The 14,046-nt window shown below is 42.4% G+C and carries 13 protein-coding genes; 2 read left to right on the plus strand and 11 right to left on the minus strand.

Annotation, left to right across the window (positions count from 1 at the left end; genetic code table 11):
* Positions 1–17: 17 nt before the first annotated feature.
* Both DS742_RS10700 and DS742_RS10705 read right to left on the minus strand, forming a co-directional pair.
* Positions 18–2,609 carry a glycoside hydrolase gene (locus DS742_RS10700; RefSeq protein WP_117416997.1) on the minus strand — a complete coding sequence of 864 codons (2,592 nt, stop codon included), beginning with the start codon at positions 2,607–2,609 and terminating at the stop codon, positions 18–20.
* A gap of 2 nt (positions 2,610–2,611) precedes the next feature.
* Positions 2,612–4,000 (minus strand): PTS transporter subunit EIIC, encoded by a 1,389-nt coding sequence (locus DS742_RS10705; RefSeq protein ID WP_117416998.1) that lies wholly within the window; start codon positions 3,998–4,000, stop codon positions 2,612–2,614.
* Positions 4,001–4,181: 181 nt separating this feature from the next.
* Between DS742_RS10705 and DS742_RS10710 the strand changes: the two genes are divergently transcribed.
* Positions 4,182–5,195 (plus strand): AraC family transcriptional regulator, encoded by a 1,014-nt coding sequence (locus DS742_RS10710; RefSeq protein ID WP_117416999.1) that lies wholly within the window; start codon positions 4,182–4,184, stop codon positions 5,193–5,195.
* Positions 5,196–5,296: 101 nt separating this feature from the next.
* Here the strand turns inward: DS742_RS10710 and DS742_RS10715 are convergent, their stop codons facing one another.
* The 7 genes from DS742_RS10715 to DS742_RS10745 form a co-directional block, all read right to left on the minus strand.
* Entirely contained in the window at positions 5,297–6,100 is an 804-nt protein-coding gene (locus tag DS742_RS10715) for a ChbG/HpnK family deacetylase (protein ID WP_117417000.1), read from the minus strand.
* Positions 6,093–7,283 (minus strand): N-acetylglucosamine-6-phosphate deacetylase, encoded by a 1,191-nt coding sequence (locus DS742_RS10720; protein WP_117417001.1) that lies wholly within the window; start codon positions 7,281–7,283, stop codon positions 6,093–6,095. The genes DS742_RS10715 and DS742_RS10720 overlap by 8 nt, the downstream gene beginning before the upstream one ends.
* A gap of 17 nt (positions 7,284–7,300) precedes the next feature.
* Entirely contained in the window at positions 7,301–8,119 is an 819-nt protein-coding gene (locus DS742_RS10725; protein ID WP_117417002.1) for a PTS system mannose/fructose/sorbose family transporter subunit IID, read from the minus strand.
* Entirely contained in the window at positions 8,119–8,925 is an 807-nt protein-coding gene (locus tag DS742_RS10730) for a PTS mannose/fructose/sorbose/N-acetylgalactosamine transporter subunit IIC (RefSeq protein ID WP_205692750.1), read from the minus strand. The genes DS742_RS10725 and DS742_RS10730 overlap by 1 nt, the downstream gene beginning before the upstream one ends.
* A gap of 13 nt (positions 8,926–8,938) precedes the next feature.
* Positions 8,939–9,430 (minus strand): PTS sugar transporter subunit IIB, encoded by a 492-nt coding sequence (locus DS742_RS10735; RefSeq protein ID WP_117417003.1) that lies wholly within the window; start codon positions 9,428–9,430, stop codon positions 8,939–8,941.
* A 15-nt stretch (positions 9,431–9,445) separates the two neighbouring features.
* On the minus strand, positions 9,446–9,853 hold the full coding sequence (locus DS742_RS10740) for a PTS sugar transporter subunit IIA (protein WP_117417004.1): 408 nt from the start codon (positions 9,851–9,853) through the stop codon (positions 9,446–9,448).
* Between the two features lie 129 nt (positions 9,854–9,982).
* Positions 9,983–11,956: a BglG family transcription antiterminator gene (locus DS742_RS10745; RefSeq protein ID WP_117417005.1), complete on the minus strand. Its 1,974-nt coding sequence runs from the start codon at positions 11,954–11,956 to the stop codon at positions 9,983–9,985.
* 344 nt (positions 11,957–12,300) lie between these two features.
* Here DS742_RS10745 and DS742_RS10750 point away from each other — a divergent pair, with 344 nt between their 5' ends.
* A complete protein-coding gene (locus DS742_RS10750) occupies positions 12,301–12,657 on the plus strand; it encodes a hypothetical protein (RefSeq protein WP_117417006.1) in 357 nt (118 codons plus the stop codon).
* Positions 12,658–12,879: 222 nt separating this feature from the next.
* On the opposite strand, the gene DS742_RS10755 is transcribed toward DS742_RS10750, so the two are convergent.
* Both DS742_RS10755 and DS742_RS10760 read right to left on the minus strand, forming a co-directional pair.
* Complete coding sequence (locus DS742_RS10755; RefSeq protein WP_117417007.1) at positions 12,880–13,428, minus strand: hemerythrin domain-containing protein; 549 nt, start codon at positions 13,426–13,428, stop codon at positions 12,880–12,882.
* Positions 13,425–14,036: a hypothetical protein gene (locus DS742_RS10760; RefSeq protein WP_117417008.1), complete on the minus strand. Its 612-nt coding sequence runs from the start codon at positions 14,034–14,036 to the stop codon at positions 13,425–13,427. Before DS742_RS10760 ends, DS742_RS10755 begins: the two co-directional genes overlap by 4 nt.
* Between the last annotated feature and the right edge of the window lie 10 nt (positions 14,037–14,046).

Below are 14,046 nucleotides of genomic sequence, written 5' to 3' on the forward strand. Positions count from 1 at the left end.
TCATGAATAATTCGGGTTTAAGTATACAGTATAATTGGGCCCTCAATTCCGAAAGGCTCTATGACCAGGTATTGAGACAAACCATCCCTGATCTGTGTTCCAAGAGTATTGGTCACTTCTACCCTCAGTAAGTGCTCCCCCTGTTCCACCATTCCGGTTAAATCAAATACATAGGGCGGGCACAATTTCACTCCGGCAGATTTGTTATTTACAAATACTTCCGCAATTTCGTAAACAGTCCCTAAATCCAGAAAAACCTCGCCTGGCGCTTCCTTAACGGTAAGAACCGTCTCATACGATACAGTCCCGCATTTATCCCCATATCCGTCAATCGTATTTATTGTGACCGCTTCTCTAACTGGCAGCGTTTCTTTAAAATCCGGATAAGAGAAGCTGTCTGCAAAGGAAATCTTCCACTCCGCCATCAATTGCTGCGGTTTTCCATGACATGCTGGTTTTACCGTTTCTCTGGCATTGGCAATAGGCTCTTCCGAAAAAATCCAGACACAGGATTCATAAGGAGCCAGTTTAAGCCGATAACCAGATTCATCCTTCTTCAACTTGTACAAAGTATTGGAAAATGCGTCATAGGAGTATGCATAAACAGCATCCGGGATCTCTATTATTGTATCAACAGTTCTTGACAAATGTTCATTAAAGAACATCCAGTTTTGTGTTCCCTGATCATAGTGGTAACAGACCAGCTCACGAAATGGGGATACGAGCCTTATATCTGCCAGATCTTTGCACATATCTGCCAAATCGCTGACAGCTCCTGTCAGGCAGACTCGTTTCAGCATGCGCCACTCTTCCTCTGGCAGTTCCCCTCCAAGCGTTCCTGACGGATAATCCTGAAGAAATATGACCCGTAATCCTGACTGGGCATATTCAGTCACTTTCCTCATTACGCTTACAGGGACCACCTCGCCATAGGGAATAATTAAAGTCTTAAAAGATTCCTTATGAATTTTAAGCATATTATCTTCGACCACAGCGTTTAAAAGATAATCCGCGGATACAATATCACAGTCGATCTGATGTTCCAGAAGTTCTCTCACCGGTTTTTCCACCGGCATATAGTTCCCTGCCCATTCCTGCTCTGCCGGATATAAAACCGCGGCAGGAGCTTTGTGTATTCCATCTTGAAACAGATTCATAAGACGGTTTGCATAATCGCTGTAGACATTAAAATACCGAAACTGAGGATTATGTCCCTGGGCATAAAAGTGAGGCGGGCAGTCCCAGTCTGGAAATTCTTTAGGACTGAACGCATGGGGCACCAGATAATTAATTCCCCGCACAACCAGATGATCGGTAATCCATTTCATCAGCTTAAGCCCCTCATTCCAGCCATAAGCGCCGAATGCCTCACACATGGCCCGCCCATTTTTCGCCGGATCCAGATGGGCAGCGGAAGACCCCAGCTTTGCAAGGGCAAAATGATAAAACTCCCCGTCACAACCGCCTGTGGAAAAAGAATCATGATGATACGGCATACCCGGAACAATCTGGGTTCCGATCACATCAATTCCTGAAAAATCCTGTTCTGTCTGCCCCCGGAAGTAGTGGCCGGTTCCATATCCCAGTCTGGCATGAGCCCCGTTGTCTTCAATATTATGTCCCAGATAGCAGATTCCTCTGTCATGACACCATTTTGCCAGTACACCTGTAAAATTCTCATGATATAATCTTGTAATAAGATTCATGTACTGATACCGGATTTCCCCTTCCAGACCCTGTCCCGGCACCCACAGCAGGGGAAGAAATTTCAGTTCAAAGGGGAGTTCCTCCTGAAGCCCCAGTCTCCATGGAAGGACCATATCCTGTCCTATACCCGCTAAAAAGCCTTTTTTATTTCCGAACCTTGGTTCATCTGAAAAAAATCCTGTAATTGTTTTCCCAAAATCGGCGTTATATTTTTCATAATGGGGTTCATAAACGGTATTGAGCAGAACCTCCGTAGCTTTGGCACACAACGGATTCAAATAATCAGCCGTCGTCTCCTCTCCTCCGTTTCTGGTATAAAATACAGTAAATATACTGAAATCACCCTCTGGAATATCAAGGGATATGATGCCGTCTTTTAATGTATCCGTTATATCCACCAGTGTATGAACGGCGATCTCTTCTTTGCCTGCATTTCCATCAAGCACACGCCTTGCCATGTAAATTCCAATTACATGGCTGATATCTTTACTGACCCCATCCCATGGCCGTCCTGCCAGATAACTGATGTTAATTCTTGCTCCCTTTAACGGGCCGGCTGTATCAAAACGGCGCATGTAAAGATACCATTTCCTGTGCTCCGGGTATTTTTCTTTTATGGCGCCGTTGGCATATCCTGTAGGGAAATGGGAATCATCAAGAATCCACACTTTCATATCACGTTTTCTGGCTTCATCCAGTATGATATCTAAATCAGTCCACCATTTTTCTCCCAGAAAATCCGGGTGAGGCCTGGCCTCGATGCAAACTGCTTTCATTCCGCTTTCCTGTATTTTTTCCATATATTGGCGGAGCACAGCCTCTGTTTCCCCGTGCTGCCAGAAGAACGGATAAAAGCAGTTTTCAGTTTTTCCATCTAAAATTTCTTCTATTCTGCTGTACATAATCACTTACTCCCATCCGCTTTATTCGTATCCTCTCCAGCCAGTATAAATGCAAGAACTGCTGATATTACAAAAGATATGGCTGCGCATACGGCAAAACCGTAAAAGCTGATATCCAGACCTTTCGGATTGATCATTGCCGGAAAACGAAAGATTCCATCCCCAATGAATGAATACATTCTGCCTCCAAGTCCTGCCATAATTCCGCCTCCAACGCCTCCTCCCACAAAAGCTGCAATAAATAATTTAAAATTGGGAAGAGCAATGGAATAAATGGTGGGTTCCGTAATACCGAATAAGCAGGATACCAGATTTCCAAACCCCAGGGATTTCTTCTCCTTATCCTTTGTCCTTAACGCATATCCCAGGGAAACACCGGCTAATGCCCAGACGGTAAGTCCTAATACGGCATTGACCGGATCACTGCCCAGCGTAAATAAATTGTTCATTAACACCGGTATAAAAGCAGAATGTAATCCCAAAAGAACGATGAGCTGCCAGAATGCGCCGAAAAGTACTCCTCCAAGAACCGGGACATGATTAAATATGAACATTACTCCGGCACTTAAGCAATTGGATACATAGGTCATAACCGGTCCGATTACCAGATAGGACAGCGGCACAGTTATCATGAGAACAATCGTCGGCACAAAAAACAGCTGGAGCATCTGGGGAACAACTTTTTTCGCACCTTTCTCAATTTTCGAGGCAACCCAGGAAGCCGCCACAACTGGAAGGAGGCTTCCGCTATAATTAATCAGAGTAACCGGTATCTTTAAGAAAGTAAGCGCCGTGCCTGCTGTCTGGGCTGCCAGGATATCCGGATAAATCAGGGAGGCACCGATAATTGCAGTGATAAACTGATTGCATCCAAATACCTTTCCCGCATTAAAACCTATAATAACCGGCAAAAAATACATGATGGAATTGGCAGCTGCATATAAAATCAGATAAGTACCGTCTGCTGCCTCAAGAACTTTGGCCGTTGTCAGGACTGCAAGCAGACCCTTAATCATACCGGAGGCGACCATGACTCCGATCATGGGCATAATACACCCGCTGATAATTTTAAAGATCCGGTCAAACAGATTGCCTTCCTTTAAAAGTTTCATATCAGGCTTTTCTTCGCCCTCAGTGATTCCTGCCTCTTTTCTTACATCTGTAATAACTGCATTTACATGAGTACCAATAATGATCTGATACTGGCCCCCCTGCCGGACCACTCCCTTTACATCCTTAATTGCTTTTATTTCATCTGTTTTTGCAGCATTCTCATCTTTTAAAACAAATCGCAGCCGGGTCATGCAATTGGTAACACTGATAATATTATCCCTGCCCCCAACCAATCCGACAAGATCTGATGCCAACTGTGTATAGCTGTTATTTCCCATTTTCATCTTCTCCTTCATTCTCTAAAATAGTGTCTGGGTACTTTGTATTTTTATACTACCATACGTGAATGCTTATAATAATAACGAAATCACATCTGTTTATTGACCAAACTAACGATGGAGCATATACTTGTCCTATAGACACTGACATACCATTTATTCTTCCTTAAAGGAGCATCACATGGATTTAAACAGCCTAGACCTGACACTTCGCAGCTTAAGTACAAGCGAGAAAAAATATAAAAACGGATACATTCCGGATTTTTGGGATTACATGCCAAAAATCAAAATCGGCGGGGAGACCGTCAATTGCATTTACTTTGAAGAAAAACATAATATGATGGAAAAACACAGTGTTTTATCTGGCTGGCAATCTACTTCACTTGATATCAGCATAAAAAAAAATTCACGGTTTATTCCGGTACCTGTACATGTTCACGACTATGTTGAGATTAACTACGTCTATTCCGGTATCTGCCTGCAGACCATCAAAAACACAGATATCATTTTAAAGAAAGGACAGGTGCTGATCATTGAACCATATGTTCCTCACTCCATAAAAGAAACGGGTGAAGATGATATTATGATCAGTTTCATGGTATCAAAAAAATATCTTCGGGAGAATCTCTTGAATCATTTTTCCACAGACAGTATCTTATCTCACTTTTTTATCAATGCCATGAACGAAAAAAGCCATGAAAACAAATACTTGTTTTTTCAATCAGAAAACAGCAGAAGAACACAATTATTTACCCAGGAACTTCTGTGCGAGTGCTTTGATCCTTCCGTAAACTCCACGGATTTTATAAAGAATCTGTTCAGTTTAATGATTGCCGAGCTTATCAATGTATATAAAAACCAACTGGTCCGGGAGGAAAGCGAATCCAGTACGCCTTCTATTCTTAGCATAATCCGGTTTATTGAAACAAATTTTAAAAGCTGTACGTTAAATTCAGTCGCCGCATTTTTTCATCTCAGCCCCAATTACCTCACTTATCTTATCAAGAAACATACTGGTATGACCTACAAACAGCTGGTACAGTCGCAGAAATTAAAATACGCAGCTAAATTTTTGAGAAATACTAATATGTCAGTTACAGAAATTGCAAATGAAGCCGGTTATGAAAATATCAGCTTTTTCTATCAGAAGTTTCAGGAACACTACGGCTGCAGTCCAAAAGAATACCGGTCATGAATAAAACCACAAGTCTCATAAAAAAACATCACCCGCAAACAGAAGTTTACCTATTAATACAGGAAACTTCTGTCTGCAGATGATCATTTTTAATTCCTTCTTTACTTATATATAGCCGTAAAATCCACCAGCTCCACATCATGATCCTTCATCCACTGTTTTACAGCAGGATTGCAGGCTGTCTCTAAATCCCTGCATCTGGCTGTCGTCAGGGAAGAATGATCCAGAATATAGGCATCCACATATCCCGGGTGAAGATGAATGATGTTAAATTCATAGGAACTTGAAAGAATCCCAAACCGGTCTTCCAAAAAATCCCGGGGCGTACATCCTCTGTTTAAAATCTCCATAGCCATAGGATTGCCTGTCATGATCTCATGAACCGGATACCACCGGTCTGTCTCCACCTCTGGTTCTGTCATACAATGAATCTGAAACTCTTCGGCTGCCTGATGGAATGCTTCGCAGATATTTTTATTAATCACGGAATGTCCCTCAAAATGATTGGGAAGATGTCCGGTCAGTTCCTGAAACCGCTTTATCTGGGCGGCCGTTTCCCTATAGCAGTCCTCTGCCGTAACCACGATATCACCCAGACATTTCTGGTCCGACTCTTCCTCCCTTTTCCACTTGTAGGAGCGGTAAAGCTCCCCGTTTTTATCAACAAGAGATGGGATGAAATCCGGATTGCACACAGGCTTTCCCTGTACAAAATTGGTATGGAGAACCAGGTTTGCCTCCGGCACCTCCTTTTTTGCAAGGTTCACCCCGTGAGGAGCCGCTTCCATATTGCTCATAAGAGAGAGTACCGTTACGATTCCCTCCCTGTAAGCATTCACTGCTCCATAGTTATAACCTTCGCTGAAGCCGAAATCATCGGCTGATACAATCAGTTTTTTACTCATGCAGTATCTCCTCCCGTCCCCATTCCTTTAAGAAATCCGGATTAAAAACAGGCCCTTCATCCATATCGTATACCTTTCTGCCTGAAACAAAAGTTGCCGCAGCCCGGTAATCATCGGTTATGACTGTAAAATCAGCATCTTTTCCTGCTTTTATGGAACCCTTTATTTGATCAAATCCATACTTTCTGCAGGGATTTAAGGAAAACATGGGCCATACGGTTTCCATGGGCATTCCCAGCTTTTCTGTCAGCACACTTACGCCGTAGAGAACAGGCTGGCTGGAACCCATCAAACGCCCGGTATCTGTTAACACAAACCCGTCTTTTGATACATTGATTGTCATTCCCTGTTCCAATCCACGATAGCTGCCTTCCGGAGCGCCGGAAAACGGCGTACAGTCAGATATCATCATGAAATGTTCCGTTTTCTTAATCCTGAAATAAATCTGAAGCATCTCCGGACAAATGTGCATTCCGTCACAGATTACCTCACTGGCTGCCTCATCATTAAGAAGCGCTGCTCCCAGCCCGCCCACATCCCTGTGATGCATGCCGGTCATAACATTTCCTGTATGAGTCGAAACGGAAAATCCCTTTTTATACGCCTTTTTTGCTTCTTCGTAATTGGAGTCACTATGGGCCAGGGCAAGGGTAATTCCTTCCGACAGAAAATATTCAATCACCGGATCGATTCCAGGAATCTCCGGTGCCAGGGCCACCAGCTTTAAAAGTCCCTTTCCATCAGAGACCATCTGCCTGGCAGTATCCATGGATACCTCCGGCCAGCCTGTCTTAATTCCCTTTTCTCCCGTGCGGTTTAACCACGGTCCTTCACTGTGTATCCCCAGTATTTGTGCCCCTTTTAGATTCTCTGCCGCCGCATCCGCGACAGCAGAGATCATGGTCAGTCCGGCGGTGGGGAAAACACCGGTAATACCCTGGGATGCGCAGCCCTTTAAATACCCGGCTACTGATTCCTTTGTTCCTTTATCCATCAGTCCGTAACCGCAGGTTCCGTGATTATGGGTATCAAAAATACCCGGAATAATCCTCATGTTTTCATAATCAATCACGTCATCTGCCCCGGTCCTGGTCAAAAATTCTTTTATTTTTCCGTCCTCAATTACAAGGAACCCATCCTTTAAGCCATCCTCCATATAGATTCGTTTTGATTTAATTATCATTGGCTGTCCTTTCCAGATTAGAATATCCCAATAAAAGCTCCGATAAAGGCAATGGCGAAGATTCCAACGATCAACTGCACCGGCCGTCTTCCCTTTTTTATGAGACTCATCAAAAACAGCACCAGAATAATGCTTAAAATACCTGGGAAGATGGAGTTTAACACATCTGCCACCACCACGGAAGTCTGACCCATGTGAATCGTCCAGTTAAGGGGAACATTGACAATTCCCGCTGTCATGGCGCCAACCATCATCACCCCTAAAATAGAAGCTGATTTTCTAAGAGCCGGCATTAATCCGGAACTGAAAACCTGGTCAATAAACGAGGTTCCATAGATATATCCGAATTTCACACAGAAATATTTTAATACAGACTGTGTTACGCCATAAAGCAGAATAAAAATCGGAACTCCCAGAAAATTTCCCTGTGAACAAAGCCCGATGGCAACTCCGGCAGCAATGATTCTCAGGCAGTTAAAGAACAGGGAATCAAACATACCGGCGGTTGGGCCCATCAAAGCTGCCTTGATGCTTTCAATGGTTTTTCCATCAACGGAATTCTTCTCTTTATGCTCTTTTTCCATGGCATAGGATAATCCGGCTATGAAAGAGAAAGGAACTGCGTGTGTGTTAAAAAAGTTCTGATGCCGTGAATAAGCTTCTTTTTTTCCTTCCGGATCGTCCTTATAAACCTCTTCAATGGCAGGCTGCATGGTAGTCGTAAAGCCATTGGCCTCCATTTTGGTCATATTAAAAGACAGGAAGGTTAAGTGTGAACGGATAAACATGGATTTTAATACTTTCTTTTCTGCATTGTCCAATAATCTCTTTTCCATTAGAAGAAATCCTCCTCTTCCTCAGACGGCTTCTGCTCGGCAGCCACCCTCATATTTTTCATATCGATCAGCTGCTTTTCATAGAAGAACATGGTGATTGCGATAGCAGCGCCGATAATTGCAATTGATAAGGAATCCATCTTTAAAATCTTCGCCATAATATATCCTACAAAGAAGAAGCTGGCTACCTCTTTTGACCAGATCATGGAAATCAGTATTGCAAATCCCACTGCAACCATCATACTGGAGGCAGCTGTAAGGCCTGTCATAAAGAATGCAGGAAGTGCATTTAAAGCCTGGTTTAAGCCGGTTACTCCATAAGCAATGCCAAGGAATATGATAATGACATTGGGCAGAGGATAAATAAGACCGGAAAATACAAGGTTCTGAGCAAGAAAGCTGCCTGGTTTCCCGGATACTGCTAATCTTTCCCAATAAGGGGCCAATGCGGAACTGACCGATAAGAAAATACTTGATAAGGAAGCCATAACAGTTCCGATTGGAAGGGCTATGGCAAGACCGGTTTCCACATCAGAGCCGGTTAATACGGTATAGCACACGGCGACAATACTGGCTGAAAGCGCATCTGCCGGAACAGAACCTCCTATAGCTGAAATCCCCATAAATATAGACTCTAAGGACGCCCCCATGATAATGCCGGTATGAAAATCACCCAGTAAAAGACCCAGAATCGGAGCGACTACAATGGGACGGTTTAAACACTGCCATGATAAAATATAAGGATCCATGACATAAAAAAACCAATATGTAAGAGTACCAATCAATGCAACTGACATAATAGACATAATGCTTCCCTCCTTAACTCAATACTTTTAATAGATCTTCCGGAGTGTCATCCGGAACTGTCTGATAATTACATTTGATACCGGTTTCCACCACCTTCTTTAATTCCATCATTTCATTTTCATAGGCGTATAGATTTTTTCGGTAGGTTTTCCTTGGCTCCCCATCAGTCTTCGGTGCAACTCTCCCGTAATTTCCAACATTCACAAGCGGAATGCCAGAAACCTGTGTCACCACTTTAAGCAGTGAAGAAGGATTGCTGACAATTACAAGAATCTTATGATCTGCTGCCTTGGGATTTTTTAAAAGTTCAATCGCCGCGTCCACATCCTTAATTGCAGTTTTTGCTGTTGGTGGAGCCGCCATCATTAAGGATTTTTGAATCAGGGGATTTGCTGCCGCCTCATCATCAGCCACAACAATCCGGTCCACTCCCGTATGCTGGGACCACTTAATTGCCACCTGCCCATGAATCAGTCTTTCATCCAGTCTTATCATTACGATCATAGTTTCACGCTCCTTCTAAAAAAAGTCTTCCTCTTCGGGTATCATTTCTTTTTCCAAATCTACAATACAGAGCATTTTTCTGCTCTGGGCTATTAATTCATCAAGTTCCTCTCTTGAAATACGATCTCTGCCTGCAAGCCCTATCATCAGTGCCAGATTTGCACCTGCAATCAGAGTGGTATCCGGCCGGTCAAGAAACAGGCTCATGGCCTGATTCACACTGCTTCCATAAAGATCAGAGATGAGCAAAACCTGTTCTCCCTCATTAACCGTTTCAAAAAACTGCTCCAGCTGCTCCTTAACGGAACGTTCATCCACATATGCGTCAAAAACAGTAATGTTGTCACATCTGCCATACAATATCTCCATGGAACTTATTAAACCGCTTGCCAGATGACCATGTGACGATACGAATAGTTTCATTTCCCTCTCCTCCTTTGATAGTTTTATTATATTACTTAAACTTCCTTTTTTCTATGTTCACATTTGTCTTCAATAAGTGAAAAGCACTAATTCGCGAATGGAATTAGTGCAATTTTTAGCATGGAGTTATTATTCATATTTGATGCATTTTTCAATCATTTCAAACAATACAGGCCGCCCCTGTTCAGAAAAGGCTTTCATATTGGAATATTCAGAAAACAGCTTTCTAAAACTGTTTTCAAATGCCTTCACCCTCTTCCAGTCATCTCTCCAGTCCACGGATACAAACAACAGATACTCCACCTCTTTCCCTCTCCAGGTACCTGATTCGTTTAAGCAGTACAGTTCAATACACTCTTTTTCACAGAAGGAAGCAGGAAGATAAAGCATCACAGACTTCGCCGATAAATATCCGGTATCGTAAAAGCTGGCTTTTTCTAAATACTCCTGAATTCTCTCCCTCTCTTCTGATGTTTTTCCGTGCCGGAATGCAAGAAACTGAAGGAACTGAAGTTCGTCGGTATAACGGTAATTTTTGTTTATTTCAATCTGCTCTCCGGGGGGGATGAGGGATTCGGTCTGGTAGGCTTTGATTAACTGACGGTTAAAAAGCAGATCCATTTCCTTTTCACTGCTTAAGGTATGGATGACACAGCAGGGAAGATCATAATGGTAAGCAATTTCACTGGTATCCGTTAAAACGGCATCATACTCCTCCTGATTCATTCCCCGTATCTCATACAGCCCTGCAATTGTAAAGGATTCCACCAGATGTTCATATCTGCTTATGATTCTTTTCTGAACGATTTCATTGAGTCCTAACCCATTGGAATTGACTAAGAGCAGCCTCTGAGGTCTGATATCATACTCGGTCAGAGATGCCCTCTTAAAAATCAGGGAAGCCATCTGGGAATAGAACGAAACTGAAATCGTAATGTTCAGCCGTTCCTGCAAAAATCTGGCTGCAGTAGAGGCCAAAGCTGCTGAAACAGGACTGTTAAAAGCCTGGTTTTCATAGTCGTACCAGAACCGGTACTGCCCCTCCAGTCCGAAGTGGATGCTGATAAAAAGAGAAATCAAAAGGCTTAACAGTTCTTTTTTCGCCCAGGGAAAACGAAGTAAATCAATTCCGCAGATATGTTTCATATAATCCTGAAGCTCTGTCATCATACCCAGGGCATCTTCATAAAAGAGCGCGTATTCCTCTTTTGGATGTTCTACATTCCACATATCTCTGCAGGACATCAGATACACAGCCAGGAAAACAGTCTCTTCTTCCGGTAAATCAAAACCTGAAAAGCTGCATTTTAATCTGCTGTAAATGGCACCGGCTACCGCAAACTCGTCTGTACCTTTCATTTCCTCTTTCCAGCTATCAGGCAGCTTTAAACGGTAGCCGGCATTGCACCGGTTCCTGACGATAATGAAGTAGATTGCAAGACGCTGGGTGTTTGTGTCTGTCACCTTTACCCGGGATTCTCTTAATACTTTTAAAAATACGTGCCGGATCTCCTGCCGTTCTTCATATCCGCATTCCGTCCATTTGGCATATTCCATTCCTGCATTGTCCAGTAAAACCTTATGAAAATGCACCGCAAACAGCTCTGTCATCGCCAGACGCATGTGATACTCCGTACCAAACGTCCGTATTCCGAGACCGGGCTTGCTTTCTGTCTCCAGATGATAGCTTTTTAAAAAATTCATCACGCTGTTAACGGCTTCTCTTATGGCACTTCTGGACAAATAAAGCTCGTCCGCTATATCCTCAAGCTTTGCATAGCGGGAGGAAGAAACCAGTTTTCTTGCAATATAAAGAAACCTTGCATTGTCATCAGATCCGAAGTTATTGGTCAGACTGGACTGAAGCGAGAGGGGTTCAAAATACCGGTCAAACAATTCCCGGTCTTTTACCACAATGGAATAGCCACCGTTGCGCTTGGCGAAAAGCTCGGCTCCGTGCTTAGGCAGAATGGATTTTACTTCTATCATCTCATACTTTATGGTACGGGCACTGACAGACAGTCTTTTGGCCAGTTCGTCCGTCGTTAAGGGGCCTTCGTTTACTGCCAGCTGGTAGATGATGCTTTCCTGTCTCCGTTTCATTCTGTTACCTCCTGTTTCAATCCATTATACCAAAAATAATGCATCGCGGCATGAATTTTTAAGCATGAAAAAAGGAATGGAATGAAATAACTGATAGTTCGTTATTTTACTCCAAATGGAAGGAGGGCATGATTAATGGTGTCGCAACTAAATATATCAGTAACTATATGTACTGGTTTAAATGGCTCGAACTCTTTGAAATAAATATATATATTATCTTGAAATCAATGTTGTAATTCGGATGTAAATTAACTATAATTTATTTCACAATCATAGGAAGGTGTGAAATAGTCAAAATTTATATAGAACACTAATAAATAGTAATTTGATAAGGAGGTATCACTATGGAATTTAACAAAGAAGAATTAAAAAAAGCCATATCCTTACTATCTTCTACCATTGCTAAATGTGAAAAAATGCAACTTAAATTTTCAGAAGGAACATCTCAACATTCGCTCTTAAAAAACAGAATTAAAGCACTTTATATTTCCAAGTCGCTTCTTATGGATGATAAAACGATAAATTTTACAAGCAAAGAATTAAAAGAAGCATTGCCTCCTGTGGTTTCAATCATAAATAAGACTACAAAAGCACAAAGTAAATATGAAAAAGGAACTTCACAATTCAATCGCTTTGAACCCCTAATTCAAGCCATGCTTATTTCCAAAACATTCATTGAGAGCAAAGTAAACATTGATTAGGCATTATGGCAAGTTCTAATTTGTCAATGGATTATGAGCAAAATCTATATTTTAAGTAACGATGTATTTTTCTAAAGGTGAATAAAAGGAAGTCCAAAATGGCTTCCTTTTATAATTTATATATTTTCAACATTATTTTAAAACACAGCAATTCCTTTTAAATCATTTAAAAAGTGTTCCCTGTCAGAGAGAATTTTTATCTTTGTATTAATCGGATAAAAATTATCCCAGCCTGCTGCGAAGCCAGTTCTCATAGTGTTCCTGGATTCCGTCTTCTCTCGCCTGATTTTCGAAGTTTTCTGTCTCTGAATCCACATCATTCATCTTATCCGCGGGAAGAGCACGGGCAGCAAAAGCATAGGCAGCCTGATCTTCTTTTTCTATATGACGCTGTAACAAGGCTCCGTACCCCACAGCATTGGAAATGATATCCAGCTTATGGTCAGTCACGGGATTTTTTTCATATTCTTCAATTGCTGCTTCCAGCTGGGTAAGGTGCAGTCTTCCAAGGTCGTGTTCAACCAGCATTCCGTTACGGATCAGCTTATCGGCAACAGGACCCATATTCTCCATCATAATCCGGAATAAGATTTTCTCTTCCTTGCCATGATGATGCTTGTCCGCATAATTTCTTCCAAAGTCGATGCATTCTCTCAGTAGAACTCCGTCGACTTCTCCGCCTTCCACGATACCGGCACAGATCTTTCTTAAAAAACCGTTGAAAGCCAGAATATTTTCATGTTCCTTCATTAAAATATCGATTCCATTCATTGGCGGCTCCTTAATTCATACTCCTGATTTCCTGTATGATAATATTGTACATCTGAACCTTCAAACATTCCCTCAATCAGGGCTTCTCTCAGTTCATAGTAGTGGTTCACATTGCCGTGGATCATATCCCAGTAGGGTCCATGAATTTCCACAGCCTGCCGGTAAGATAAAAGATCCGGTTCATCCTTCACCAGCTGGTTGACTCTGTCACAAGGCATTCCGTTTAATAACGTATTCTCCAGATGCTCATAAGCCTGTTTTACAGTTATGGTTCCTTCTGCACTGCGTTTTTTGCCAAACTCCTTCACTGCCTGTTTCATTTCATCAAGACGTGCCGGGTCTTCTTCCAGAAGAGTAGTGACTGCATAGGCAAGACGGTTTTCCACCAGGCTCACACGCTCCTGAAGCCATCCGTGAATGTTATCCGTATTGATGTTATCCTCTAAATTGCCTGTTTCCAGAGTACCGTATCTGGAAGCCATCTTGTCTCTTAAACCGTCTGCCCAGCCCTTTTCCTCTGCAAAATCAACAATTGCGTCTGTCATCGCATCCTGAAGCAGGATTTTATTATATAACCAGGTGTGAATCGGTCCTAAAAATGCGCTCATTTCATTCCTC

This window comes from Lacrimispora amygdalina, from assembly GCF_003432035.1.
In the GTDB taxonomy this organism is placed as follows: Bacteria; Bacillota; Clostridia; order Lachnospirales; family Lachnospiraceae; genus Lacrimispora; species Lacrimispora amygdalina.

What these genes read in the sequence shown, in the direction of transcription:
- DS742_RS10700 (WP_117416997.1), bottom strand. Translation starts at nt 2,609, where the DNA reads ATGTACAGCAGAATAGAAGAAATTTTAGATGGAAAAACTGAAAACTGC.
- DS742_RS10705 (WP_117416998.1), bottom strand. Translation starts at nt 4,000, where the DNA reads ATGGGAAATAACAGCTATACACAGTTGGCATCAGATCTTGTCGGATTG.
- DS742_RS10710 (WP_117416999.1), top strand. Translation starts at nt 4,182, where the DNA reads ATGGATTTAAACAGCCTAGACCTGACACTTCGCAGCTTAAGTACAAGC.
- DS742_RS10715 (WP_117417000.1), bottom strand. Translation starts at nt 6,100, where the DNA reads ATGAGTAAAAAACTGATTGTATCAGCCGATGATTTCGGCTTCAGCGAA.
- DS742_RS10720 (WP_117417001.1), bottom strand. Translation starts at nt 7,283, where the DNA reads ATGATAATTAAATCAAAACGAATCTATATGGAGGATGGCTTAAAGGAT.
- DS742_RS10725 (WP_117417002.1), bottom strand. Translation starts at nt 8,119, where the DNA reads ATGGAAAAGAGATTATTGGACAATGCAGAAAAGAAAGTATTAAAATCC.
- DS742_RS10730 (WP_205692750.1), bottom strand. Translation starts at nt 8,925, where the DNA reads ATGTCTATTATGTCAGTTGCATTGATTGGTACTCTTACATATTGGTTT.
- DS742_RS10735 (WP_117417003.1), bottom strand. Translation starts at nt 9,430, where the DNA reads ATGATCGTAATGATAAGACTGGATGAAAGACTGATTCATGGGCAGGTG.
- DS742_RS10740 (WP_117417004.1), bottom strand. Translation starts at nt 9,853, where the DNA reads ATGAAACTATTCGTATCGTCACATGGTCATCTGGCAAGCGGTTTAATA.
- DS742_RS10745 (WP_117417005.1), bottom strand. Translation starts at nt 11,956, where the DNA reads ATGAAACGGAGACAGGAAAGCATCATCTACCAGCTGGCAGTAAACGAA.
- DS742_RS10750 (WP_117417006.1), top strand. Translation starts at nt 12,301, where the DNA reads ATGGAATTTAACAAAGAAGAATTAAAAAAAGCCATATCCTTACTATCT.
- DS742_RS10755 (WP_117417007.1), bottom strand. Translation starts at nt 13,428, where the DNA reads ATGAATGGAATCGATATTTTAATGAAGGAACATGAAAATATTCTGGCT.
- DS742_RS10760 (WP_117417008.1), bottom strand. Translation starts at nt 14,036, where the DNA reads ATGAGCGCATTTTTAGGACCGATTCACACCTGGTTATATAATAAAATC.